This is a genomic window from Collinsella sp. CLA-JM-H32, from assembly GCF_040098165.1.
In the GTDB taxonomy this organism is placed as follows: domain Bacteria; phylum Actinomycetota; class Coriobacteriia; order Coriobacteriales; family Coriobacteriaceae; genus Collinsella.
In genome coordinates, this window is the sequence record NZ_JBBNMZ010000013.1 from 38,265 (window position 1) to 59,955 (window position 21,691).

Annotated in this window: 18 protein-coding genes; 10 read left to right on the top strand and 8 right to left on the bottom strand. The window is 60.6% G+C overall.

Annotated features, from left to right (window positions below):
• Nucleotides 1–47 precede the first annotated feature (47 nt).
• The 7 genes from AAA021_RS08385 (at nucleotide 48) to AAA021_RS08415 (ending at nucleotide 8,903) form a co-directional block, all read left to right on the top strand.
• Nucleotides 48–647 (top strand): hypothetical protein, encoded by a 600-nt coding sequence (locus tag AAA021_RS08385; protein WP_161160416.1) that lies wholly within the window; start codon nucleotides 48–50, stop codon nucleotides 645–647.
• Between the two features lie 49 nt (nucleotides 648–696).
• A complete protein-coding gene (locus tag AAA021_RS08390; RefSeq protein WP_195544275.1) occupies nucleotides 697–912 on the top strand; it encodes a hypothetical protein in 216 nt (71 codons plus the stop codon).
• 18 nt (nucleotides 913–930) lie between these two features.
• The gene (locus AAA021_RS08395; protein WP_349088843.1) at nucleotides 931–2,361 is read left to right on the top strand and encodes a hypothetical protein; all 1,431 of its coding nucleotides are present in this window, start codon (nucleotides 931–933) and stop codon (nucleotides 2,359–2,361) included.
• Between the two features lie 118 nt (nucleotides 2,362–2,479).
• Complete coding sequence (locus AAA021_RS08400; protein ID WP_035137052.1) at nucleotides 2,480–3,196, top strand: DUF554 domain-containing protein; 717 nt, start codon at nucleotides 2,480–2,482, stop codon at nucleotides 3,194–3,196.
• Nucleotides 3,197–3,284: 88 nt separating this feature from the next.
• The gene (locus tag AAA021_RS08405) at nucleotides 3,285–5,045 is read left to right on the top strand and encodes a TerB N-terminal domain-containing protein (protein ID WP_349088845.1); all 1,761 of its coding nucleotides are present in this window, start codon (nucleotides 3,285–3,287) and stop codon (nucleotides 5,043–5,045) included.
• Entirely contained in the window at nucleotides 5,038–6,342 is a 1,305-nt protein-coding gene (locus tag AAA021_RS08410) for an ATP-binding protein (RefSeq protein ID WP_161115338.1), read from the top strand. The genes AAA021_RS08405 and AAA021_RS08410 overlap by 8 nt, the downstream gene beginning before the upstream one ends.
• Before the next feature lie 116 nt (nucleotides 6,343–6,458).
• Complete coding sequence (locus tag AAA021_RS08415) at nucleotides 6,459–8,903, top strand: DEAD/DEAH box helicase (protein ID WP_349088846.1); 2,445 nt, start codon at nucleotides 6,459–6,461, stop codon at nucleotides 8,901–8,903.
• Nucleotides 8,904–8,929: 26 nt separating this feature from the next.
• Here the strand turns inward: AAA021_RS08415 and AAA021_RS08420 are convergent, their stop codons facing one another.
• From AAA021_RS08420 to AAA021_RS08435, 4 genes are all read right to left on the bottom strand, one after another.
• Nucleotides 8,930–9,808 (bottom strand): fused MFS/spermidine synthase, encoded by an 879-nt coding sequence (locus AAA021_RS08420; RefSeq protein WP_349088848.1) that lies wholly within the window; start codon nucleotides 9,806–9,808, stop codon nucleotides 8,930–8,932.
• Complete coding sequence (locus AAA021_RS08425; protein WP_349088850.1) at nucleotides 9,809–11,716, bottom strand: tRNA uridine(34) 5-carboxymethylaminomethyl modification radical SAM/GNAT enzyme Elp3; 1,908 nt, start codon at nucleotides 11,714–11,716, stop codon at nucleotides 9,809–9,811.
• A 97-nt stretch (nucleotides 11,717–11,813) separates the two neighbouring features.
• On the bottom strand, nucleotides 11,814–12,713 hold the full coding sequence (locus tag AAA021_RS08430; protein ID WP_349088851.1) for a DUF4097 family beta strand repeat-containing protein: 900 nt from the start codon (nucleotides 12,711–12,713) through the stop codon (nucleotides 11,814–11,816).
• The gene (locus AAA021_RS08435) at nucleotides 12,710–13,432 is read right to left on the bottom strand and encodes a helix-turn-helix transcriptional regulator (protein ID WP_349088853.1); all 723 of its coding nucleotides are present in this window, start codon (nucleotides 13,430–13,432) and stop codon (nucleotides 12,710–12,712) included. The genes AAA021_RS08430 and AAA021_RS08435 overlap by 4 nt, the downstream gene beginning before the upstream one ends.
• Before the next feature lie 267 nt (nucleotides 13,433–13,699).
• Here AAA021_RS08435 and AAA021_RS08440 point away from each other — a divergent pair, with 267 nt between their 5' ends.
• The 3 genes from AAA021_RS08440 to AAA021_RS08450 all read left to right on the top strand — a co-directional run bounded on the left by AAA021_RS08440 (nucleotide 13,700) and on the right by AAA021_RS08450 (nucleotide 18,522).
• Nucleotides 13,700–14,572, top strand: a complete 873-nt coding sequence (locus AAA021_RS08440; RefSeq protein ID WP_349088855.1) for a class I SAM-dependent methyltransferase — start codon at nucleotides 13,700–13,702, stop codon at nucleotides 14,570–14,572.
• Nucleotides 14,573–14,691: 119 nt separating this feature from the next.
• Complete coding sequence (locus tag AAA021_RS08445) at nucleotides 14,692–15,531, top strand: methyltransferase (protein ID WP_349088857.1); 840 nt, start codon at nucleotides 14,692–14,694, stop codon at nucleotides 15,529–15,531.
• 309 nt (nucleotides 15,532–15,840) lie between these two features.
• Entirely contained in the window at nucleotides 15,841–18,522 is a 2,682-nt protein-coding gene (locus tag AAA021_RS08450) for a DUF3516 domain-containing protein (protein ID WP_349088859.1), read from the top strand.
• 79 nt (nucleotides 18,523–18,601) lie between these two features.
• Here AAA021_RS08450 and AAA021_RS08455 read toward each other — a convergent pair whose 3' ends face one another.
• From AAA021_RS08455 to AAA021_RS08470, 4 genes are all read right to left on the bottom strand, one after another.
• Complete coding sequence (locus AAA021_RS08455; protein WP_349088861.1) at nucleotides 18,602–20,359, bottom strand: DUF2130 domain-containing protein; 1,758 nt, start codon at nucleotides 20,357–20,359, stop codon at nucleotides 18,602–18,604.
• A gap of 140 nt (nucleotides 20,360–20,499) precedes the next feature.
• A complete protein-coding gene (locus AAA021_RS08460; RefSeq protein WP_349088863.1) occupies nucleotides 20,500–21,045 on the bottom strand; it encodes a metallophosphoesterase in 546 nt (181 codons plus the stop codon).
• A gap of 66 nt (nucleotides 21,046–21,111) precedes the next feature.
• Nucleotides 21,112–21,291 (bottom strand): hypothetical protein, encoded by a 180-nt coding sequence (locus tag AAA021_RS08465; protein ID WP_195544263.1) that lies wholly within the window; start codon nucleotides 21,289–21,291, stop codon nucleotides 21,112–21,114.
• An 18-nt stretch (nucleotides 21,292–21,309) separates the two neighbouring features.
• Nucleotides 21,310–21,636, bottom strand: a complete 327-nt coding sequence (locus AAA021_RS08470; protein ID WP_035137041.1) for an HIRAN domain-containing protein — start codon at nucleotides 21,634–21,636, stop codon at nucleotides 21,310–21,312.
• Nucleotides 21,637–21,691: the final 55 nt, after the last annotated feature.

Below are 21,691 nucleotides of genomic sequence, written 5' to 3' on the forward strand. Positions count from 1 at the left end.
GTCCAATCATCGCGGGGACGGCCCGCGGCGAATAGAAAGGAACGACCATGGACATCACCAGGAACATGAACGGAGCCAGAGCGCTCGCCGTGGGCGCAGGGCTCGCGCTCGCGCTCGCAATGGGCGCCGCCCCGACGCCAGCTATGGCAGCCGGGCGCGTTGGAACCACGAAGGTAATGGTCAGGACCGAGATCGACAACGTTGAGTTCAAAGTTCCGACGGTTATTCCCTTCGTCGCCAAGGCCGACGGCACGCTTCAGGGCCCCTCAGAAGACGCGACCACCATCGACAATCATTCGGCCTACGGCATCCATGTCACCAACATGAAGATCGACGCCATGAACACCTGGACCATTGCCGCCGACGCCAAGGCCGGAACCGCGCAGAACTCCATCGACTTTAAGGTCGGCCCCGACGGCGCGCTCCAGAACGCCAGCGCCGCAATGCAGGGAACGGGCCTCGATCTTTCCAAGAATGCAGCCTTCGACATGGGCTACCAGGGCATTGCCGGTGGCACGGACAAAATTAAGCTCAAGACAAGCGGAAACGTCGCCCGCGTCACGCGCGACATCTTCCGCGTAACCGGCGAAGGCGATCAGGTTGCAACGATCACCTGGACGGTCGAGCCCGGTGCGCACACGGCATAAGGCCGTCGCCCTGGCCGCCGCCGTCAGCATCCTAGCGTTTGGGCCAGCCATGGCCTTTGCCCAGCAAGAACAGGCGCAGGCCGCCACGCAAGTGACGGTCGACCTCTCGGAGCTCGACCGCGGCGACCGCGAGGAACCGTTGGCGCAGACAGGCGACAGACGATGGCTCTTGACAGCAGGCGCCGCAGCAGCAGGCGCGGGAACCGCCGGCCTCGGTCTGCACATCAAACGCAGCCAGAAACAAAACACGGACAGGCCGCACTAAATTAGCTAAGGAGACCCCATGGCATCGAAGAACCTTTTGCCCGTCGTCGCACTCTGCGGCGCGCTCGCAACCGGAACGCCTGTCGCCGCTTGGGCGACTCCCGTCATGGCAGACTCCTTACCAGTAGCCCTAAGTTCCGCACCAAATCCGTCGAGCGCCATTGCGTGCGAGCGTTTTTCGATCGCACAGGCCGTGATCTCAACCTCGGGATGCCTTCGTCGTAATACGGACGGCTCGATAGTCGTGGATATCAAGCGTTCGAACAAGGCAAACGGCTCCCAGGCGGGGTGCGCCGTCTGCACGTGGCGCTCGGTTGTGCTCGATGCAGATGGCGATCCATGCAATTTAGAGCTGCGCATCGACATCGCTTCGGTCGATGACTCGGCGAACGGAGCGAAGGTCGCCTTCGACGGTGCGTTTTTCGAGAAAGGAGGCGGTATATGTCTGGGCTGCGCCGCCGCGAATGCAGACGATGCGCAGCCCACCCTCTCATTCACGGCATCGTTGCGGCTGACCAAAGCCGGTACCGATGTTATCGCGGCGGGAGAAGCGTCCCTGCTGTTCTACGCCGTCAGCACCAAAGACACAGACGCTCATTTCGAGAAGCCAGCCGGATCACTCAGCCTTACACGAGGGATAGAGGCAGGCCCTATTGAAATCGATGCCCACGCGCAAAGCAGGCAACGCATTCTTGCCGACCCGGCGCTTCTCGAAATGGAGTGGAACGGATCCGGAGCCATCGGAATTCTCCCCTCCGCGTTTGACGCCAAGACGCTCCCCCCAAACGACGAACCCATCAACGCAACCATACAAGAAGAGAGCGCGGACAAAGAAGCAGGTGCGGGCGACACGCCGTCGCCGACAAACAGCGTCCCAGCTTCTTTCGAAGCGCCGAATGAGCCCGCTGCCGATCCAAACGATCCCGAGCTCGCGGACAGTCTGGGGCTTGCTGATCCTCAAGAGATCGATGAAGGTAACTGCTGCGTGCTTGCCACGCTCGACCACACAGAGGTCATCGACGCTGCGAACATCGAAGTTGCCGCCGCCAATCAGCCCGTCCGCAAGTCGGCTATCATCGCATTTCCTGAATCCATCGAAGTCGTCTTTTTGCCATCGGGCGAGGTCGTGGCCCCAACACTGCTCACCTTGTTGGGCGCCAAGAATACTCGAAACGAAATTAAAAAGATCACGGTTGTCGACCCTGCAACCACCGCCAAGCTGCGTCTATACGCCGTTCCCCCAGACGGAGGCAAGACCTTGGAATTCGATGGCGACACACTCCTGGCCTGGCGACGTCTGGACATTATGCAAGACGTCTCGTATCAGATCGGACTCGAAGGGTTTGATCGTGCCCGCGATGCCAATATCATCGCCGCGGCTATTGAATCCCCACAGCGGCTTATGACACTGCGCTTTGAATACTATCCCTATGTCCCGACAACCACCTGAGGCTTAAATGCCGCGCATCATTCCTAATACCACTTATATAACGTATTAGATGAGTCGCGATGTACCTCGCATTTCGTTCTGCTACGATTGCCACGTTGGCATCAATACAGGAGGGCTCATGCCGGGCTTGGGAACAATCATCAACGTTGTGCTTTTAGTTGCGGGCGGTCTTTTGGGATTAGCGGGCGGCCGCTTCATTACACCGCGCATCCAAGACACGCTCATGAAAGCATCGGGGCTGTGCGTCCTGTTTATCGGCCTTGGCGGCACCATGCAAAAGATGCTCCTTATCGATGGGAAGGCGCTAGCGACCACCGGCACCACCATGCTCATCGTCTCGTTCGCCCTCGGCTCGCTCATCGGCGAGGCCATCAACTTGGAGGCCGCCATTGAAAACCTTGGCGAATGGCTCAAGCGCAAAACCGGCAGCGAGGGCGATAACGAGTTCACCAACGCTTTTGTCTCGACTTCACTCACCGTGTGTATCGGCGCCATGGCCATTGTGGGATCGATCCAGGACGGTCTGCTCGGTGACTGGTCAACGCTTGCCCTGAAAGGCGCATTGGACTGCATCATCGTCTGCACCATGACGGCGTCGCTTGGCCGCGGCTGCATTTTCTCCGCCCTGCCCGTCGCCGTGTTCCAGGGGACGATCACGCTGTTTGCCGGCGCACTCTCCCCCATCATGACTACGGCAGCCCTCGACAGCCTTTCGCTCGTAGGCTCCATGCTCATCTTCTGCGTCGGCGTCAACCTCATCCGTCCTCAGACCTTCCGCACGGCCAATATGCTCCCCTCCGTCGTCATCGCCGTCATCTACGCCCTCCTGTTCTAAATCTATCTACGCAGCAGTATCTCGAACACCTGTTTGATGCTGTGCTATGATATGAGGCCACCGAAGCTGCGTTAGGAGAGGAGAAGCGGTGGCCGACCAGGACATCAAGATGCTCATCGAGCGCATTATGGCCGAGGCCCGGACCCATCAGTCCGCCCGCTTCTCAAACGAAATCTACGCAGACGAGCCGATTCTCAAAACCGGCCGACAGATGCAGAATTTCCTCCCCGACCAATACCGCAAGATGCGCGAGATATCGCGCTGGCAGGATGACCCCAAGGGCGGCGCGGGCCGCTGGCTATCGGAGGCCGAGCTTTTCTACCGCCAAGGCTTGCTGATGGCCGACTTTGAGGACGACTGTCCCTACAACGGCACCTTTAAGTCGTACTTTCCCACCTACAACGCCATGAGCGACCGGCAGTTGCGCGGCTACTTTACCTGGCGTGCCCAAGTGCGCCACGGAACCGTCGAGGAAACGTCTACGTCCTTTGCCTTTCTGTATCTCTATGAGCTGATTTGCGGCATTGGCGTAGATGACCCGCTCGATGGTTTTAACAAGATCAAGGCTTTTTGGGATGTCTATCGCGCCTTCGAGCCCGGCATCGACCGATTTGCACGCGTGTGGCTGCAGGATTACGCCGTATTCCACGGGCTCGACCCCAAGCTGCTTCGCGACTCTAAAACCGTCATGTTCGATAACGCCCTTATCGAGCTGCGGCGCGCGGCACGAGACCTTGTACCAGCACCGGCACCGTCCGGCCAGACCCCCAAGCGTCGCAAAACCTCCGAGCCCACGCTCCCCTTTCCGCCCGATGAGGTGCGCGAGGAGCGACTCATGACCGCCATCAACGCCCTCTCCACGTACAACCTAAGTAACTCGCGGCTCGACCGCAGCCACCACCGCGATCTGCGCCACGTGGCGTGCGCCGTGTATGTCCGTATGGCACGCTACTATGACACGCACCGAAAGACCGGCATCGTGGCGAGCTTATTTGGGGAGGAGACGGCCATGCCCTACACCATGTTTGCCTCGGCCGTATTCTTTGCGCCCGAGCGCCACGAGGACTGCGAATACCGCCTGGATCCCATCCATATCTACCGTTGCCAAAACGGCTTTTGGGAATGCATGCGTATCCACGGTAGTAGGCAAAAGAGCAGCAAGCTCGGTGAAATGATGCGCGCCTGCGACCAACGCCTGCGCCTGGCGCTGGACCCCGCCCATCCCCTTAAGGAAGAAAAGGTCCCCAAATATCTGGCCAAGATTATCGATGACGAGATTGTGGCATGGCTCTCGTGGGACGCCGCACACCAGCCCGTCAAGATCGATATCGATCTGAGTCAGCTGGGGCACATTCGGAGCGCCGCTGCGCAAACGCGCGAAGCGCTTTTGATCGACGAAGAGCGCGAGGACGACGCATCCGCAGAAGCCGAGGCAGCGGACTCAGGGCAACCGGAAGCCGAGCCCGTAACCGACGCGATTGTCGAACCGGTCGTGGCACCCATTCGGCAGGACTTGACCGACGAGCCGACCATATCCACCGAACAGTTTGGTGTCGTGGCACCGCTTCTCGCGCCGACGCCCGCGTTCGCAGCTGCTGCGCCCGCTGACGCCACAAACGAACTCGCGCCCGCCGCAGATGCCTTCCTTCGCGCACTGCTCGAGCAAAACGCAGCGCAAGCGACATCGGCAGTGGCGCACTCGGGACAGAGCGAGGACATGCTCGTCGATACCATCAACGAGGCGCTCTTTGACCTGGTGGGCGACACCGTAATTGAATTTAGCGCGGCAGGGCCGCAGATTATTGAGGACTACGAAGCAGACGTGAGAGGATACCTAGACCATGAGTGATACCGCATCCGCAGCACCCCGCGTGCCCAAGCGCGTCGCTGCCGTCATTCTCAACTCGCTCAAGGGCGGCGTGGTCCCGCGCATCGGCCTTCCCTACATTACCGTAGGGCGCGAGGTCGAGATCCGCGCCCTGCTCACCGATCTGAGTCTCATCGCCGACGGTGGTGCGAGCTTCCGCTTTCTGGTCGGTCGTTACGGCGCCGGCAAGAGCTTTTTGCTCCAGACCATCCGCACGCACGCCATGGGTGAGGGATTCGTCGTCGCCGATGCAGACTTATCCCCCGAGCGCCGTCTGCAGGGCGGGCAGGGGCAGGGCCTTGCCACCTACCGCGAGCTCATACGCAATATATCGACCAAGACGCGCCCCGAGGGCGGTGCGCTCAACCTTATTCTTGATCGCTGGGTCGCCTCGTACGCCGACGTCGACGAGTCGGTCGTCAATGCGCAACTGGCCCCGCTCGAGGAAATGGTCCACGGCTTCGACTTCACCCGCATGCTCCGCCGCTATCGCACGGCCGTATCCGAGGGCGACGAAGAAGCCATGAGCCGCGTGACCAAATGGATCCGCGGCGAATACCGTACCAAGAGCGAGGCTCGCGCCGAGCTGGGCTCCTCGACCATCATCAGCGATGACGACTGGTACGACTACGTTAAGCTCATCGCGCGTTTTTTGGTCTGCAGCGGCTACAAGGGTATGTTGGTGCTCATCGACGAGCTCGTGAATCTGTATAAGATTCCCAACGCGATCACGCGCCAGTACAACTACGAGAAGATCCTGACCATGTACAACGACACACTCCAGGGCAAGGCGCAGTACCTGGGCATGATCATGGGCGGCACGCCAACCTCCATCGAAGACCGCCGCCGCGGCGTGTTCTCCTACGAGGCCCTGCGCAGCCGACTCGCTCAAGGCCGCTTTGCACGCGAGGACCTTAAGGACATGCTCGCGCCCATCATCCGTCTGCAGCCACTCACCTACGAGGAGCTGCTGGTGCTGATCGAAAAACTCATGCAAATTCACGCCGGCTACTTTGGCTGGACGCCCACGCTTACCGAGAACGACTTGGTGGACTTCCTCAAGATCGAGTTCGGTCGTGTGGGAGCCGACACACATCTGACGCCGCGTGAAGTCATTCGCGACTTTATCGAGCTGCTCGACATCCTATGCCAGAACCCCGACGCCAACGTAGCCGAGCTGCTGCAAAGCGTCGGCGGCGACGCGCTGGTGCCGGCAGCAGCAACAGGCGACACCGGCACCGCAGGCGGCGACCGTAACTTCGCCGAATTCACCATCTAACCTGCCAAAAAGGGACAGGTTTATTTTGGCAGGTTTTATCTGGGCGAACGTTGAGACTGTAATGCAGCAAGCCGTTGCCAGCCGCGTTGAGAGATTCGTTTTTGAGAGGAGGCCCCGTGAACGCCTTTGACCGCTACGCCCCGTTTATCCAAGACTTCATCTACTCCCACGATTGGGAGAGCTTGCGCTCTATCCAGGTTGCGGCGGCAGATGCCATCTTTAACACGCAAGACAATGTGCTCCTGACGGCATCCACGGCTTCCGGCAAAACCGAGGCAGCCTTTTTTCCCATCCTGACCGAGTTTTGGGAGAGACCGCCCGCAAGCGTGGGCGCCCTCTACATTGGCCCCCTCAAGGCGCTCATCAATGACCAATTCGTCCGCCTCAACGACCTGTGCGAAGAAGCCGATATCCCTGTCTGGCACTGGCATGGCGATGTCTCGCAGTCGCACAAGGCTAAGCTCATCAAAAAACCGAGCGGCATCTTGCAGATTACGCCCGAGTCACTCGAGGCGCTCCTGATCCATAAGCACATGGCGATCCCTCGTATGTTCTGCGACCTGCGCTATGTGGTTATCGACGAAGTCCATTCGCTCATGCGCGGCGACCGCGGCGGGCAGACGCTCTGCCTTATCGAGCGGCTCTCGCGCATGGCAGGCGTGCAGCCCCGCCGCATCGGTCTGTCGGCAACCATCGGCGACCCCGAGCGCACGGGCGCCTTCCTGTCGCAGGGGACGGGACGCAACTGCGTCATCCCACGTTTTGAGGAGCCGCGCCGCGTGTGGCGCATCTCCATGGAGCACTTCTACAACTCGGGTCCCCAGGCGCAGCAGCGAGAATTCGCGAGTACAGGTCCGCAGGAAGCCGAAGTGCTCGCATGCGAGCGCATCGAGGCGGTGGCGCCCACGGCACTGCCCGCCGGCGCCCAAGACATGCGTCACAGCGGGCAGCTCACACAAGAGGAGCGCCGTCAACGTCGTGAGCGGGCACGGGGCAAGGCCGCTCCCAAAGACCGTCGCACTTCCTCGGCCCCCGAGGGCGAAGTCGACATCCCACGAGCGACCGAGCAGGCGCTTCTCAACCCCACCGACACGGCGCCCGACAACGCCGACCCCGGTATGGGCTATATCTTTGAGCATACGCGCGGCCGCAAGTGCCTGGTCTTTGCCAACTCGCGCGAGGAGGCAGAGGCCGTGTGCTCCATGCTGCGCAGCTACTGCGAAAGTCGACACGAGCCCGACCGCTTTCTAATCCATCACGGCAACCTTTCGGCATCGCTGCGCGAGACGGCCGAGGAGCTCATGCGCGACGAGGAGCAGACGCAGACAACCGTCACCACCTCTACGCTGGAGCTCGGTATCGATATCGGCCGCCTGGAGCGCGCCTTCCAGATTGACGCGCCGTTTACCGTCAGCTCCTTTTTGCAGCGCATGGGGCGCACGGGACGCCGCGACCTTCCGCCCGAGATGTGGTTTGTCATGCGCGAGGAAGAACCCGAGCCGCGCACGATGATGCCCGAAACCATTCCCTGGAAGCTCCTGCAGGGTATCGCGCTCGTACAACTCTATCGCGAGGAAAAGTGGGTCGAGCCGCCCGAGCTCGATCGACTCCCCTACAGCCTGCTCTATCACCAGACTATGTCGACCCTCGCCAGCACCGGCGAGCTCACGCCGGCCGAACTTGCCCAACGCGTGCTCACGCTCAGTTATTTCCATCGCGTCTCAGCCGATGACTATCGCGTACTGCTGCGCCACCTCATCAAGATCGACCACATCCAGGTCACCGAGGGCGGCGGGCTGATCGTGGGTCTCGCGGGCGAGCGCATCATCAACAACTTTAAGTTCTACGCCGTGTTCCAGGAAAACGAGGAGTTCACCGTTCGCAGCGAGTCGGCCGAGCTGGGCACGATCGTCAATCCGCCCCCGCCCGGTGAGCGCATCGCCATCGCCGGACACTGCTGGATTGTCGAGGAAGTGGACTGGAAGCGCCACACTGTCTTTGCCACGCAGGTCAAGGGCCGGGTGCCGGCCTACTTTGGCGACTGCCCCGGAGACATCAATACGCATGTACTCGAGCGCATGCGCAAAGCGCTCAACGAGCATGCGGCATATCCGTATCTCATGGGCAACGCACGGGCACGTCTTGCACAGGCTCGCCATACGGCCGAGATTTCGGGCGCGGGGGCCAAGCCGCTCATTAACCTGGGCGGCGACACCTGGGTGCTCTTCCCCTGGCTGGGCAGCTACGCCTTTTTGGCGCTCGAGCGCTTGCTTAAGATTAAATGCGCCGCAAAGCTGGGCCTTCGCGGGCTCGATCCGTCGCGTCCATACTTTATGCAGTTCAAGATGAAGGCCGACAAGGAGACGTTCTTTGAGGTGCTCGCAGCCGAGGCCGAAAAGGACTTCGACCCCATCGAGCTCGTCTATCCCGGCGAGGTACCTTACTTTGATCGGTACGACGAGTTTGTTCCCGAAGAGCTCGTGCGCAAAGGCTTCGCCGAAGGTGTGCTCGACATCGAAGGCATGAAGCAGCGTGTCCGCAGCTGGCGCGACCACGCCTAAGACCAGTCTTTTTGGGACGGGGAGACTTACTTGTCGTGAAGGACGGTGCCGAGGAAGTCGGTGTCGAAGGGCACAGCTTCGGCAAAGGCGTAGTCGCCGTCGCTAGCGATGAGTAGATAATTCTCCTCGCCGCCGAACTCCGTATCGCCACAAGGCACCACCCAGGCGCGAGCGAACACCTCGAGTGCCGTGGCAACGCAATCGCGCAGGAACGTCACATCGCTCCCCTCGTTTGCGCTCACGATATTGGCCACGTAGACGCCACCGACATTTAGGCTGCCCCGCACCAAACGCAACGCTTCAACCGTCGCCAGCTCGCGTACGGGTTCGGCACCGCCAAAGCAATCGCTCACGACCACGTCGTAGCGACGATGGCCCACACTCGTCACACCCAGATACGAGCGAGCCTCAGCAGTAATCACCCGCAAGCGGTCGCCCACCGTGCGCTCCAGCTCGTCCAGATAGAACCAACGGCGCGCCAGGCGCGTAATCTCTCCGTCATACTCGATGACGTCCATGCGCAAGCCCTCGTGCGACATCAGGGCGAATTTAGGATAGGCGAACCCGCCGCCACCCAGCATGAGCATGCGGTCGATACCGTGACCATAAACGTCGCGCATCGCATCCTCGGCCTCAAACACGTCGTCAAACGCACGATAGTACGCAAAGACGGGCTCCGCCCAACGCTCGCCAATGTAGCTTGCGCTTTGGTAGACGCCGCCTTGCACCAACACGCGAATCTCATCGCCGCCCTCATCGTGCACGCGTTTCACACGCGCCAACCCATTGCGGGTTCGCGCAACCTGCAGACAGGCAGCACGAACAGCGACGGCGGCCGCACCAAGCGCCGCGGCTCCCAGAGCAACGCCGGCAACGACGCCGGCAGAAACACTCGGCTTGTTCATCTAGAGCTCCTTTTGCAGATAAAGGCCATGGTCATAAAATCCAAGATGGCGATAGTACTCGCGCGTACCGATCGCGCTAATCACGTTGATGCGCGCATAACCCGCATCCCGGGCAATCTCGCACGCACGCTCAACGAGCAAACGCCCCAACCCGTGATGCTGCGCCGCCTGGCCTTGATCCCCCACGCGCGCCGCCATGCCATACACGTGCACCTCGCGAATCATCGCCTCGTCCGGCGTCGTCGGCAACTCATCCGCATGCGCGGCAACAAACGAATGGTCGGGCAGCGACAACCGCAAAAAGCCCGCGATTTTGCCCTGCGGCGTCATCCACTGCAAAAAACGCTCGCGCGTCACCGGCGTCTCGTACGTCACTTCCTCGTCAAGGGTCAACTTGTCCAGGTCGGCACCCGCTGTGCTGATCTCGCGATAGCGGATCTCGCGCACCGTCGCGCCTTCCCCACGAGCCGCCAAGCGATTCTCGACGAGCTGACGCAGGTTGGGTTTCTTGTTGCCCACCATAATGTCATCGGAGCTAAAGTCGCGAATCATGCGGCTGATACGGCAGAACGACGGCGTCACCACGATGTCGTCGGCCAGCACGTCGAGCAGCTCTTCCTCGGTATAGGGACGCCACTCGCCGCGCTCGTAGCAACCCACCAGACGCGAGCCCTCGATGAGTGCGCACGGGTAGACCTTGACCTCGTCGGGCATAAAGGCCCCCTCGGTCACAAAGCGCTCGTAGTCGCGCTTATCCCCCTCGGGCGTGGCGCCCAGCAAGTTGAGCATAAAATGCGCGTGGATCTTAAAACCAAACAGGCGCGCAAGCGAAAACGCCCGCTCAATCTGCGCCACCGAAATGCGACGCTCGTTGATATCGAGCAAATGTTGGTCGAGACTCTGAATACCCATCTGAATCTTGGTGCAACCCAGGCGGCGGATGAGCGTGAGGGCCTGCGGCGTTACGGCATCGGGGCGCGTCTCGATAACGAGCCCCACCACGCGATGCTTCGCCGTCTCGTTGATGCGCTGCTGACGCTCAAGCTCCTCCATCGTTGCCGTCTGCCACTCGGCAGCCTCGCCCCACGGCGTACCAAGACCGTACAGACGACGCACTGCGCGGTTATAGCCACCAACGACAGCGTCCACACGCCCCTGCTCGTCGGCAACACCGGCAGCAAGCTCAGCCTCGTCTGTCGCAATGCCGGTGGCCCGATAGCGCTCGCGGCGCTCCGCTACCACCGGCGGCAGGGCATCGGCGGGAGCGTCATCGAGCAGGCGCCCTGCCTCGGCACGGCTGATGCCCGGACGCGCCAACATGGGGTTGGCCGCCACGCCGGCGACGGCATCGTCATTGAGCGCGCGGAAGAGCTCCGACATAAACCATGCCTGATACCCTTGCGGATAGTCGCTCCAGGTACCGCCAAGAACGATAAGCTCGATCTTGTCGGTTGCATGCCCCATCTGCGAAAGCGCGGTCAGACGAGCGCTCACCTGCAGATACGGGTCAAAGCAATTTTGTTCCGCACGGGCGCACGCCGGCTCGGCGTGCAGATAGCTTTTGGGCATGCGCAGATCGTTGGGGCAAAACAGACAATCGCCCGAGCACGGCCACGGCTTGGTGATGACGGTAATGGTCGCCACGCCCGAAGCCGTTCGGCGCGGCTTCATACGCAGCGCCTGCAGCAGTTGACGTTCCAGATCGGAATCGACATTCCACGCAGCCCACCGAGCCGGCTCCTCGCGTTTAACCCGCTGGTAGAACGGCAGCAGACGGCGCTTGGCCAAATCGCGTTTGTCGGCGCCCTCACGGCGCGCCTCGGCATGTATCAGTTTGACGAGCGCTTTGTCGTCCACGGTCTCGCCGCGACGCAGAGCCTCGAGTATGTTCAAGATAATCTGTTCCATGTCCTCATTGTAAAGGCAAAGGCGCCGAAGCCCGTCACGGCTCCAGCGCCTCCATCAAAGAGCATGCCTATATGTACCGACCTCCGAAAACCGCATGTCACTCCGGATCAAACGACATGTCGCCCGAACCGACCTCAAAACGATACGTGGCAGACTTATCGCCGTTATCGAATTCAAGATTCAAAATGGTCTCGCCGTCGTAGCCAAGCGGAAGGAAATCGCTCTCGAAGTCGCCACTGCCCAAGGTGAGGCTCGCCTTAAAGCCCGTCGAGTTCGGAACCGTCATCTCCACATCGCCCGAGCCCACACTCACGTCCATCGACTTCGCGGGGGCCTGGTAGAGCTCGAACGTCACATCGCCCGAACCGACCTCGGCATTCAGGGTATCGGTCACGGTGCCCGTAAACTCGATGTCTCCCGAGTCCAACGTCAAATCGAAGTCGTGGCACGCAATGTCCGTAATCGTCAGATCCCCCGACCCCACATTCGCCGAAATGTCCATCATGTTATCGGCAAGCTCGCGCGGCAGCTCGATGGTGACCGTACGGTCAAGCGCACGCTCGTCATCGCAGTCGAACTGGTTAATCTTGAGCGTAGAGCCCCTAATCTCGGCCAGATTTTGCGTGGCAGCATCGTAAGCAGTTACTCCTTTTGCAACGCGACCACTCTCGATGACACGCACCGGTCCATCGGAAACGTACTTAATATCGACCGTACCCGACGTCACATCCAGGTCAAGGGACTGGAATGAGTCGGCATCGAAGGTTTCACTCGAAAGCTTTTGAGACTGAGCGGAGTAAATACCGTCATCAAAAACATCGTCCTCGTCAAACGCATCGTCCATACCAGACAAGCCGGATACAACATCGTTGAGATTCCACGGTCCATCAAAATGAATCAAAGTCCGCGAAGTGCCAACGACAAGCCCGATGATGAGCACAAACGCTCCGATGCCAATGCCCAAGCGCCTCTTAGACTCATGCGAGAGCTTCATCATTCATCACCCTCTTTGGCACATGGCTCACCGGTGGTCGTGGTAGCCACGTCAGCATCAGGTTCTGCAGAAGCATCCTTCCCCTGGGCCTTGATTGCCACCGACGCCGGACCAACCTGAATATCCCCGCGCGCCCAATCACCATCGAGCGCACGCGCCACCCAGTGATAGATGGGAATCGTAAAGAAGATCAGCGCGGCAAAGGGGCCGGCACCAAACAGGAACATCAGCAAAAAGAACAGCAGCCAGCACACGGCCCAATACGGGAACGACTGGAACGGGCCCTTCACCGGAGTCGAGCCAACCGCGGTGCCACTCGTCGCCTGCGCCGTAGCGGCATTGGCGGCCTGCGCACTCCAGCTTGCCGCCTGCGCCGCCTTGGCCGCGGCATCACTTGCCTGCGTAGCTGCCTCCGTGGCGCGTGCCGCCGCCTCATGGGTGCGGGCGCGCTCCGCCGCCTCGGCCTCGCGCTGACGGGCGCGGTCCTCGTTCTCAAACTCGATATCGTCCTCGATCTCATCGCTCGGATTGAGCAGCTCGTCCAGGCTCACGCCATAGAGTTTGGCAAGCGAGATCAGATTCTCGGTATCGGGCGAGCTCTCCGCACGCTCCCATTTACTGACCGCCTGGCGCGACAGTCCCAGCTTTCGTGCAAGCCCTTCTTGGCTAAAACCCTTGCTGCGACGAAGGTCGGCGAGCCGCTGCGCAGTTTCTACATTCATGGTTCCTCCTATGTGATGCCAGCCGTGCCGCCGGACCGTTTTTGTTCTTAAGGCGCCTTGCACAGTTAAAAATGTATCCGCCACCGCCAAAAGCATGCCACCTATTCTAGTGAGATTTTTGACAACCGGCGGTTGCGGGTGCATATGAGCTGCGGAAATGTGTCCAAACAAAGCAATGACCCGTAGCTTGGTTGTCCCCGTTGCAGCGTTAACGGTAGTATGGTCGTACTGTTAATTCCGCACCGCCAACGGAGGGAGTTCCGCGCCGTGAACCGCGATTTCGCCTCATCGCTCATCCAGCTCAACAATACGTTCTATCGCGAGCACTCCGCCTCCTTCTCCGATACGCGCCAGGCCCCGTGGCCCGGCTGGGTGCGCACCATGGATATCGCACTCGGGCAGCTCGACGTCGCCACGATCGAGCATCCCGTCCGCGTCTTCGATCTTGCCTGCGGCAATATGCGATTCGAGAACTTTGCCGCCGGCGGCGCACTTGCCGCCAAGGGCGTCGACGGCGCAAACCCCTCGGCGGATGCCAGCTGCCCGTTTGAGTTCTATGGTGTCGACTCGTGTCAGGATTTGGCTATCGATGAACGCGGCCACGCCCTGCGCATTCCCAACCTGCACTTCCAGGAACTCGACGTGCTCGACGCTCTCATGAAGCTCAACCCCGCCGAGACGCCCGACGTGCTTTTCGACGCCCCACTCGCCGACATCTCGGTCTGCTTTGGCTTTATGCACCACGTACCGTCATGCGAGTACCGCGTACGCGTGCTCGACGCCCTGGTGCGGCAGACGCGCCCAGGCGGCATCATCGCCATCAGCTTTTGGGAGTTTATGAACGACGAGCGCATGGCGCGCAAGGCCGTTCGAGCCGAGGCCCGCGCCGAGCTCACCCCGCCGTTTGAGGGTTACGATTCAGCGCAGTTTGAAGCCGGCGACCACCTCATCGGCTGGCAAAACGACCGCCACGCCTACCGCTATTGCCATCACTTTGACGATCAGCAGATCACCGACCTGGTGCGCGGCGTCCGTACGTTCTACAAGAGCGGCGAGGTCCCCGTGCGCGAGCTTGAGCGCTTCCATGCCGACGGTCGCAGCGGCGAGCTCAACCGCTATGTGATTCTCAAGCGTCTGTAGGCACCGACGACTCGCCTTCGAGCCGCATCGCATCTTTCGGGCAAACTATACCCACCCTTTTTTCAACCCATTGACGGAACGTGCAACCATGCGTTCCACACTTATGACCAAGGAGCCTCATGGGAGCCGTCCACGTTCGCACGCCTAAGAACTTTGTGCTCGAGGAGCGCCTGGAGCGCTACGCCGATGCGATTGAGACGAACCCCGAGGCTTATGCCGGAGATTGGCGCGAGGCTTGCGCGCCAGCTGGCAGCAAGCCCTTCGAACACCTTCACCTGGATCTTGGCTGTGGCAAGGGAACGTACCTTGTAGAGCGCGCGGCCCACGAGCCAAACACGCTCTTTATCGGTATGGATCAGGAGCCCATCTGCATCGCCTATGCCGCACAGAAAATCTGCGAGCAGGAGCTGTCCAACGCACTCGTCCTGCCCCGAGGCGCCAAATCGCTGCCGCAGCTGTTTGCCGCAGGCGAGCTCGATGCCATCACCATTAACTTTCCCACGCCACAGCCCAAGGCCAAGTACGCCAAAAAACGACTCGTCCATGTCGACCATCTGATGCTCTACCGCCCGCTCTTTTCAGCCGGCGCTACCGTCACGCTGCGCACCGACAGCAAGCCGTTGCGCGATTACGCCCTGGGACAGTTTGCCGCGGCAGGCTACGACACGCTTTGGGTAAGTGACGACGTCCGCCGCGACCATCCCGAGCATCCCGAGACCGAATATGAATGCCGCACGCGCGAGATGGGTGCCGTCGTCTATGGCATTTGCGCCACACCCGACGCGCGGCCTAGCGATGAACAGCTCGCGGCGGGCCACGAGCAGGAGCAAAGCCTTGCCTGCTACCTGCCCGAAAACCTCGATGCGCTCACCTATGTACCTCTGGGCATGGAAGAGGCCGTCGAGAACTTTAGAAACCGCGCCCGCAAAGGCAAGAAGCGCCTGCCGCAGGAGTCCTAGGGGCTTCTGATGGTCGCGGCGTCGGCAAACAAGTGAAAATAGGCGTCAGCGAACGACCCTCAAACCTAAGTGAGTAGACTTTTTTGCAATAGCCAAGCACAACCCGCATAACGAAAACTAAAACCGCAGGTAGAGCTCTTGCGCAAAAGCCATGTGCTCGCGATATTGCAAAAAGTCTACTCACTTAGCTGGCAACTGCACCAAACGGCTGGGCAGAACGCCCATTTCCTGCATTTTCTTGCCTGCGAACGCATCGATGCGACGCTACGCCATAATAGTTGGCGGACAAACGCGAGAGAAAGCAACCACATGGCACAGACCACGACAGATACCGCCGCCAGCACCGTTTCCGGCGCCGGCGCCGCCAGCTCATTCTCGGGCGGTACGGGAACCGAAGCCGAATTCGGCTCGCTCGGCGCGCTCTCCCCCACCTGGTGGGAGCCCGAGGACGGCAGCGAGCCCGAACCATGGCTCACGTCCGATCAGGCCTTCGAACGCTTCTTTGAATGGACAAGCGACCGCGGTATTGAGCTGTGGGACCACCAGGAAGAGGCCCTCATGGATCTAGCCGCCGGTGACCATGTCATTTTGGGAACACCGACCGGATCGGGCAAGTCGCTTGTCGCGCTAGGCATGCTCTTTATGGGCATGGCGCAAGGCAAGCGCTGCTACTACACGGCTCCTATCAAGGCTCTGGTCAGCGAAAAGTTCTTCGACCTGGTACAGGTGCTCGGCCGCGATAACGTTGGCATGATCACCGGCGACACGCACATCAATACCAAGGCGCCCGTCATCTGCTGCACGGCAGAGATCCTTGCCAACGATGCGCTCCGCGAGGGCGAAGATGCCGATGTTGGCTGCGTCGCCATGGACGAGTTCCACTACTTTGCCGACCCCGACCGCGGTTGGGCCTGGCAGGTGCCGCTGCTCACCCTGCCTCACACGCAATTCATGCTCATGAGCGCCACGCTCGGCGATGTCACCGCAATCGCCGCCTCGCTCGAGGAGCACACCGGCGCTACCTGCGACTTGGTCGTCGATGCCCCACGCCCCGTGCCGCTGAGCTACGACTACGTGACGACCTCGCTCGAGGGCACGGTAGAGCTCGCGATGCGTCGCGGCGAGGCCCCGCTCTACATCGTGCACTTTAGCCAGGATGCCGCCCTTGCGACGGCGCAATCCCTCGCCAACTTTGGCATTGCCAGCAAGGAGCAGCGCGAGGCCATCAAGGAAGCGGCCAAGGGCACGAGCTTCTCGACGGCCTTCGGCAAGATCCTCAAGCGCCTGCTTGGATGCGGCGTCGGCGTGCACCACGCTGGCATGCTGCCGCGCTATCGCCTACTGGTCGAGCGCCTAGCGCAGCAGGGCCTACTGCCCGTCATTTGCGGCACCGACACGCTCGGCGTCGGCATCAACGTACCCATCCATACCGTGGTGCTCACCGCGCTCACCAAGTTCGATGGCTACAAGATGCGTCGTCTGCGCGCCCGCGAGTTCCATCAAATTGCCGGTCGCGCCGGCCGTTCGGGCTTCGATACCGAGGGCATGGTGATCGCCGAGGCACCCGAGCACGAGATCGAAAATGCCAAACTCATGGCCAAGGCGGGCGACGACCCCAAGAAGCTCCGCAAGATTAAAAAGAAGAAGGCCCCCGAGGGCTTTGTCACCTGGAACAAGCAGACCTTTGAGCGCCTGATCGAGACGCAGCCCGAGACGCTCAAGCCGCGCCTGCGCATCACACACTCCATGGTGATTAGCGTGGTCGAGCAGGGCGGCGATGCCTGCACCCGCGTGCACGACCTCATAGAGACGAGCTTGCAGACCCCCGAGGAAAAGGCCAAGCTCGAGGTTCGCGCCGACGAAATCTTCGCCACGCTCATCGACTCCGGCGTCGTCGTTCGCACCGAAGTGCCGCCCGCGCCCGATGCCCCGACTGACGCCGCACCAGACATCGACTACGCACTGACGGTCGATCTGCCCGAGGACTTTGCGCTCGACCAGCCGCTCTCGCCATTTTTGCTTGCCGCGTTGGAGCTGCTCGACCCCGAGAGTGAGACCTATACCATGGATCTGATCTCGATGGTCGAGGCTACGCTCGAGGACCCCAAGCAGGTATTGCGCGCACAGGAGCGCGCCGCGCGCGACCGCGCGATGGCCGAAATGAAGGCTGACGGCGTCGAGTATGAGGAGCGCTTGGAGCGCATTCAAGACATCACGTACGAAAAGCCGCTCGAGGATTTGCTCGACGCCGCCTTTGACAAGTACTGCCAGGAAGTGCCCTGGGCAAACGACTACCAGCTCTCTCCCAAGAGCGTCCTGCGCGATATGCTGGAAAGCGCGAGCGATTTTAAGGGTTACATTCAAAAGCTCGGCATCGCCCGCTCCGAGGGCATTTTGCTGCGCTACCTAGCAGAGGCCTACCGTTCACTCGACCGCACCGTGCCCATCGAGAAGCGCGACGAGCGCCTGCGCGACATTATCTCGTGGCTGGGCTTTGTGGTGCGCTCGGTGGACTCGAGCCTGGTGGATGAGTGGGAGAACGCCGGCAACCCGGCAGCCCTCGATGCTGCGCCGCCGCAGGGCATCGACGAGGTCGTGGCGGACCGTCGCGGCTGCACGCTATTGGTGCGCAACGCGCTCTTCCGCCGCGTGACCCTTGCCGCCCGCGAGCACGTTCGCGACCTGGGCGAGCTCGACGACGACTGGGGTATGAGCGAGATCCGCTGGCAAAAAGCACTCGACGCTTACCACGAGCAGCACGAGGAAATCCTCACCGACGGAGATGCCCGCAGCGCCGCGATGTTTTCCATTGACGAGTCCGACGAGAAGACCGCGCACGTATGGCACGTGCACCAGATCTTTGCCGACGAGGATGGCGACCACGATTTTGGCATCATGGGCGATGTCGATCTGGACGCCACGCAAGACGGCGGCGAGGTCATCTTCAAAAACTACCGCGTCGGCTTTATCGAGGACCTGCTCGAGGACTAGCCGAACATACTGGAACGAAACGAAGCGGGGCCGCTGGCAATATAGCCAGCGGCCCCGCTTTTGCGCTATACGCTATGCCTTACTCGGCACCCTCGACCTCATACGAATCCGCCTCGGCTGGCTCATCGTTTGTCTCTGTCGCAGCCCCGCGCGCCTCGTCAAACGCGGCCTTCATGGTCTTGTTGCCCCACGTGAGCTTGCGAATGGTAAGATCGTCCGCCTTCTTGTTGGCTAGGCGCAGATTGTTCTCAGAGGACAGCAACGCCTCCTTGGTTTTCTGCAGGTGGCCAATCGTCTTGTCGATCTCATCAATCGCCGTTTGGAACTTGCGGCTCGCGATCTCGTAGTTGCGACCGAAATCATTCTTGAACTTCTCCATCTTGGCTTCGAAGTTCGTGACGTCGATATTCTGCTGTTTGTACTCCGCCAGTTCCTGCTTATAGCGCAGCGAACCCATGGCGGCGTTGCGAAGAAGCGTGATCATGGGAATAAAGAACTGTGGGCGAATCACGTACATCTTCTCGTAGCGATAGCTCACGTCCACGATGCCGACGTTGTAAAGCTCGCTCTCGGGTTCGAGCAACGTGCAGAGCACCGCGTACTCGCAGCCCTTTTGGCGGCGATCGTGGTCGAGTTTCTTAAAGAAGTCCTCGTTCTTGTGCTTGGTCGCGGTCTCATCGTTCTCGTTTTTCATCTCGAACATAATCGAAATGACCTCGTTGCCGCTCGCGTCGCACTCGCGGAAGATAAAGTCGCCCTTGGTACCCTCGGACGCATCGTTATCTTTCTCGAAGTACGCGTTAGGAAATGCCGTCATGCGCAGACGGTTAAACTCGGTCTCGCAGTGCTGCTCGAGCGACTCGCCCACCATCTTGGTGGACAGGCGGACCTTCATGTCCTTAAGGCGCTCAATCTCTTCATCCTTGTAGCGAATCAGGTCATCGCTCGCGCGCTTGGCCTGCGCAAGCTCGAGCTCGTGTGCCGCCTTGGCTTGCTCCTCGCGAGAATCGCGCACCGCCAGCTCGCTCGTCAGTTTGGCACGCGCCTCATCGCGCTCTCGCTCCGCCGCGGCGACCGCCTCTGACAGGTTCATTTTTGCCATCAGTTCCTGCTCGCGCAGCTGGGCACGCAGGCCCTCGGCCTCTTGCTCGGACTGAGCCTTTGCGGCGGAGAACTTCTCTTGCACCTTCGCGCGATAGTCAGTAAGCGCGCGCTCGGCCTCGCTGCGAGCGGCATCGAGCTCACGCTGCGACTCTGCCGCGGCAGCGGCAAGCGCCATCTCCTGGGCTTTGTCCGCCGCGGCGAGCCTGGCCTGCAGCTCGGCAATCTGAGCGTCGCGCGCGGACAGGTCGTTTTGAGCAGCATTGCGTGCCGCCGCCTCGGCGAGTTTGGCTTCGTCATCCTTGCGCCCCAGCTGCGCACGCAAGTTGTCGATCTCGCGCTGCAGCTCGGCATTCTCCTTTTGAGCATCGGCGCGGGCCTCAACCGCCGCGCGCTGGCTTGCACTCTCGCGCTCTGCGGCAGCGCCCTCGAGCTTGGCGCGCAGCTCGGCAAGCTCGGCATCGCGCTTGGCAACCTCTTGTGCCAACTCCTGCGCCGCAGCGTTCTTCTGCTCGACAAGCTGAGCGTCGCGTTGAGACTCCGCCTCCTGCAGGGCAGACGCCGAACGCGAACGCTCAAGCTCCAGCGCCTGCTCGCCCTCGCGCTGGACTGCCTTCACACGCTCATCCAGGTCGCGCGAAAACTCGGCATCGCGTACTTGCTTGACGATATCCGCATAGCCAGACGCATCGACCTTAAACACTTCGCCGCAATGCGGGCACTTGATCTCGTTCATAGCAGCTCCTCGATGGACGCAAATTTCAACCGCCTACACTCTACCGCGCCGCACGGACAAAAAAGGCGCCGCCGCCATAATGGCAACGGCGCCAGAACCACCACAAAGGTGCCTGTCCCCTTTGTGGTGGTTCTGGCGCCCTATAACCCAAAGAAGCTAAGAAACTGATCACGGCTTACGGGCTTGTACTCGTTGGCATCGAGACCGACATCGTAGCGAAAGATAGGGCGCTCGCGATCGCGGTTGCGCGCGTTGGTACGGTCTCCTCTGCTGTGAATATGCCCGTGTAGCATGATGGCGCCACGCGCCTTGCCATTCCAGCTAAGCATGGGGTAGTGGCTCAACACCAGGCGATGGCCCTTGGCATAGCCGGGAGCAATCTCCAGGTAATCGCGCACGTCTTCCCAAATCTGCGGTACGTCGGAATCTTCCCAGTCGCCGTCATGGTTACCGCGGATGAGCGTCACGTTCTGGCATTCGATACGCTCGCGCAGGCGCACCGCCTCCGCCAGGGGCAAACGATAGGTAAAGTCTCCCAGGATGTAGAGACGGTCATCCGCAGCCACGCACTCATTGATGGCATCGATGACCTTGCGGTTCATCTCCTCGACCGAGCCAAACGGCCGGTCCATGTCGTGCAAGATATTCGTATCGCCCAGGTGCAAGTCGGCGGTAAACCACATCATCGTCTGTGTCCTCATTTCGCAACGTGTTCAACTCGTGCTAAGTATACAGACGCAGCGATGCGGCGGTTATCCAAAGAGCCCGCCGAACAGTCCGCGGCGGCGTTTGTCTTGCTTTTTCGAAGCGTCACTCTGAGTTTTCTTGTCCTGCCGTTTCTTACGATCCTGCTCCAACTCATCGTCGTCGAGTAGCAGATCCCACTCAAACGGATCGTCTGTCAGATCGAACTGGTCGTCGTCATCAAACATGGCCGCCTCCATTGCCGACTAGCGGGCATCCACCACGTAGAGGCCAACGCGCACCTGATGCCACGGGCTGCGCTCGGGAGCGACCTGCTGCACGCGGGCCTCAAATACGTCCTCATGGCCGTAATACATCATCAAGGACAGCGGGCCGACCTCGTTTCCCGGAACGTAGCCAAGTTTGGTCTTGCCATAGTAGATCGCAACTGCCTCGGGGTCATGGGGATTATCGCGCTCGGCACACAGCGTCAGCTTATCGCCCGCTTTAAGATCGCCCAGGACCAAGGCGCCATCGGCATACTGAAATCCTGCAATGTGAAATGACAGAAGAACACGTGAAGGCTCGTACATAGCAGCTCCTCTAACGGCCGGATAAACCGGTGTGTAACCTTATTAAGAAGTCTAC

Coding starts and splice junctions, on each gene's coding strand:
- AAA021_RS08385 (WP_161160416.1), top strand. CDS start 48: ATGGACATCACCAGGAACATGAACGGAGCCAGAGCGCTCGCCGTGGGC.
- AAA021_RS08390 (WP_195544275.1), top strand. CDS start 697: ATGGCCTTTGCCCAGCAAGAACAGGCGCAGGCCGCCACGCAAGTGACG.
- AAA021_RS08395 (WP_349088843.1), top strand. CDS start 931: ATGGCATCGAAGAACCTTTTGCCCGTCGTCGCACTCTGCGGCGCGCTC.
- AAA021_RS08400 (WP_035137052.1), top strand. CDS start 2,480: ATGCCGGGCTTGGGAACAATCATCAACGTTGTGCTTTTAGTTGCGGGC.
- AAA021_RS08410 (WP_161115338.1), top strand. CDS start 5,038: ATGAGTGATACCGCATCCGCAGCACCCCGCGTGCCCAAGCGCGTCGCT.
- AAA021_RS08420 (WP_349088848.1), bottom strand. CDS start 9,808: ATGAACAAGCCGAGTGTTTCTGCCGGCGTCGTTGCCGGCGTTGCTCTG.
- AAA021_RS08425 (WP_349088850.1), bottom strand. CDS start 11,716: ATGGAACAGATTATCTTGAACATACTCGAGGCTCTGCGTCGCGGCGAG.
- AAA021_RS08430 (WP_349088851.1), bottom strand. CDS start 12,713: ATGATGAAGCTCTCGCATGAGTCTAAGAGGCGCTTGGGCATTGGCATC.
- AAA021_RS08435 (WP_349088853.1), bottom strand. CDS start 13,432: ATGAATGTAGAAACTGCGCAGCGGCTCGCCGACCTTCGTCGCAGCAAG.
- AAA021_RS08445 (WP_349088857.1), top strand. CDS start 14,692: ATGGGAGCCGTCCACGTTCGCACGCCTAAGAACTTTGTGCTCGAGGAG.
- AAA021_RS08450 (WP_349088859.1), top strand. CDS start 15,841: ATGGCACAGACCACGACAGATACCGCCGCCAGCACCGTTTCCGGCGCC.
- AAA021_RS08455 (WP_349088861.1), bottom strand. CDS start 20,359: ATGAACGAGATCAAGTGCCCGCATTGCGGCGAAGTGTTTAAGGTCGAT.
- AAA021_RS08460 (WP_349088863.1), bottom strand. CDS start 21,045: ATGATGTGGTTTACCGCCGACTTGCACCTGGGCGATACGAATATCTTG.
- AAA021_RS08465 (WP_195544263.1), bottom strand. CDS start 21,291: ATGTTTGATGACGACGACCAGTTCGATCTGACAGACGATCCGTTTGAG.
- AAA021_RS08470 (WP_035137041.1), bottom strand. CDS start 21,636: ATGTACGAGCCTTCACGTGTTCTTCTGTCATTTCACATTGCAGGATTT.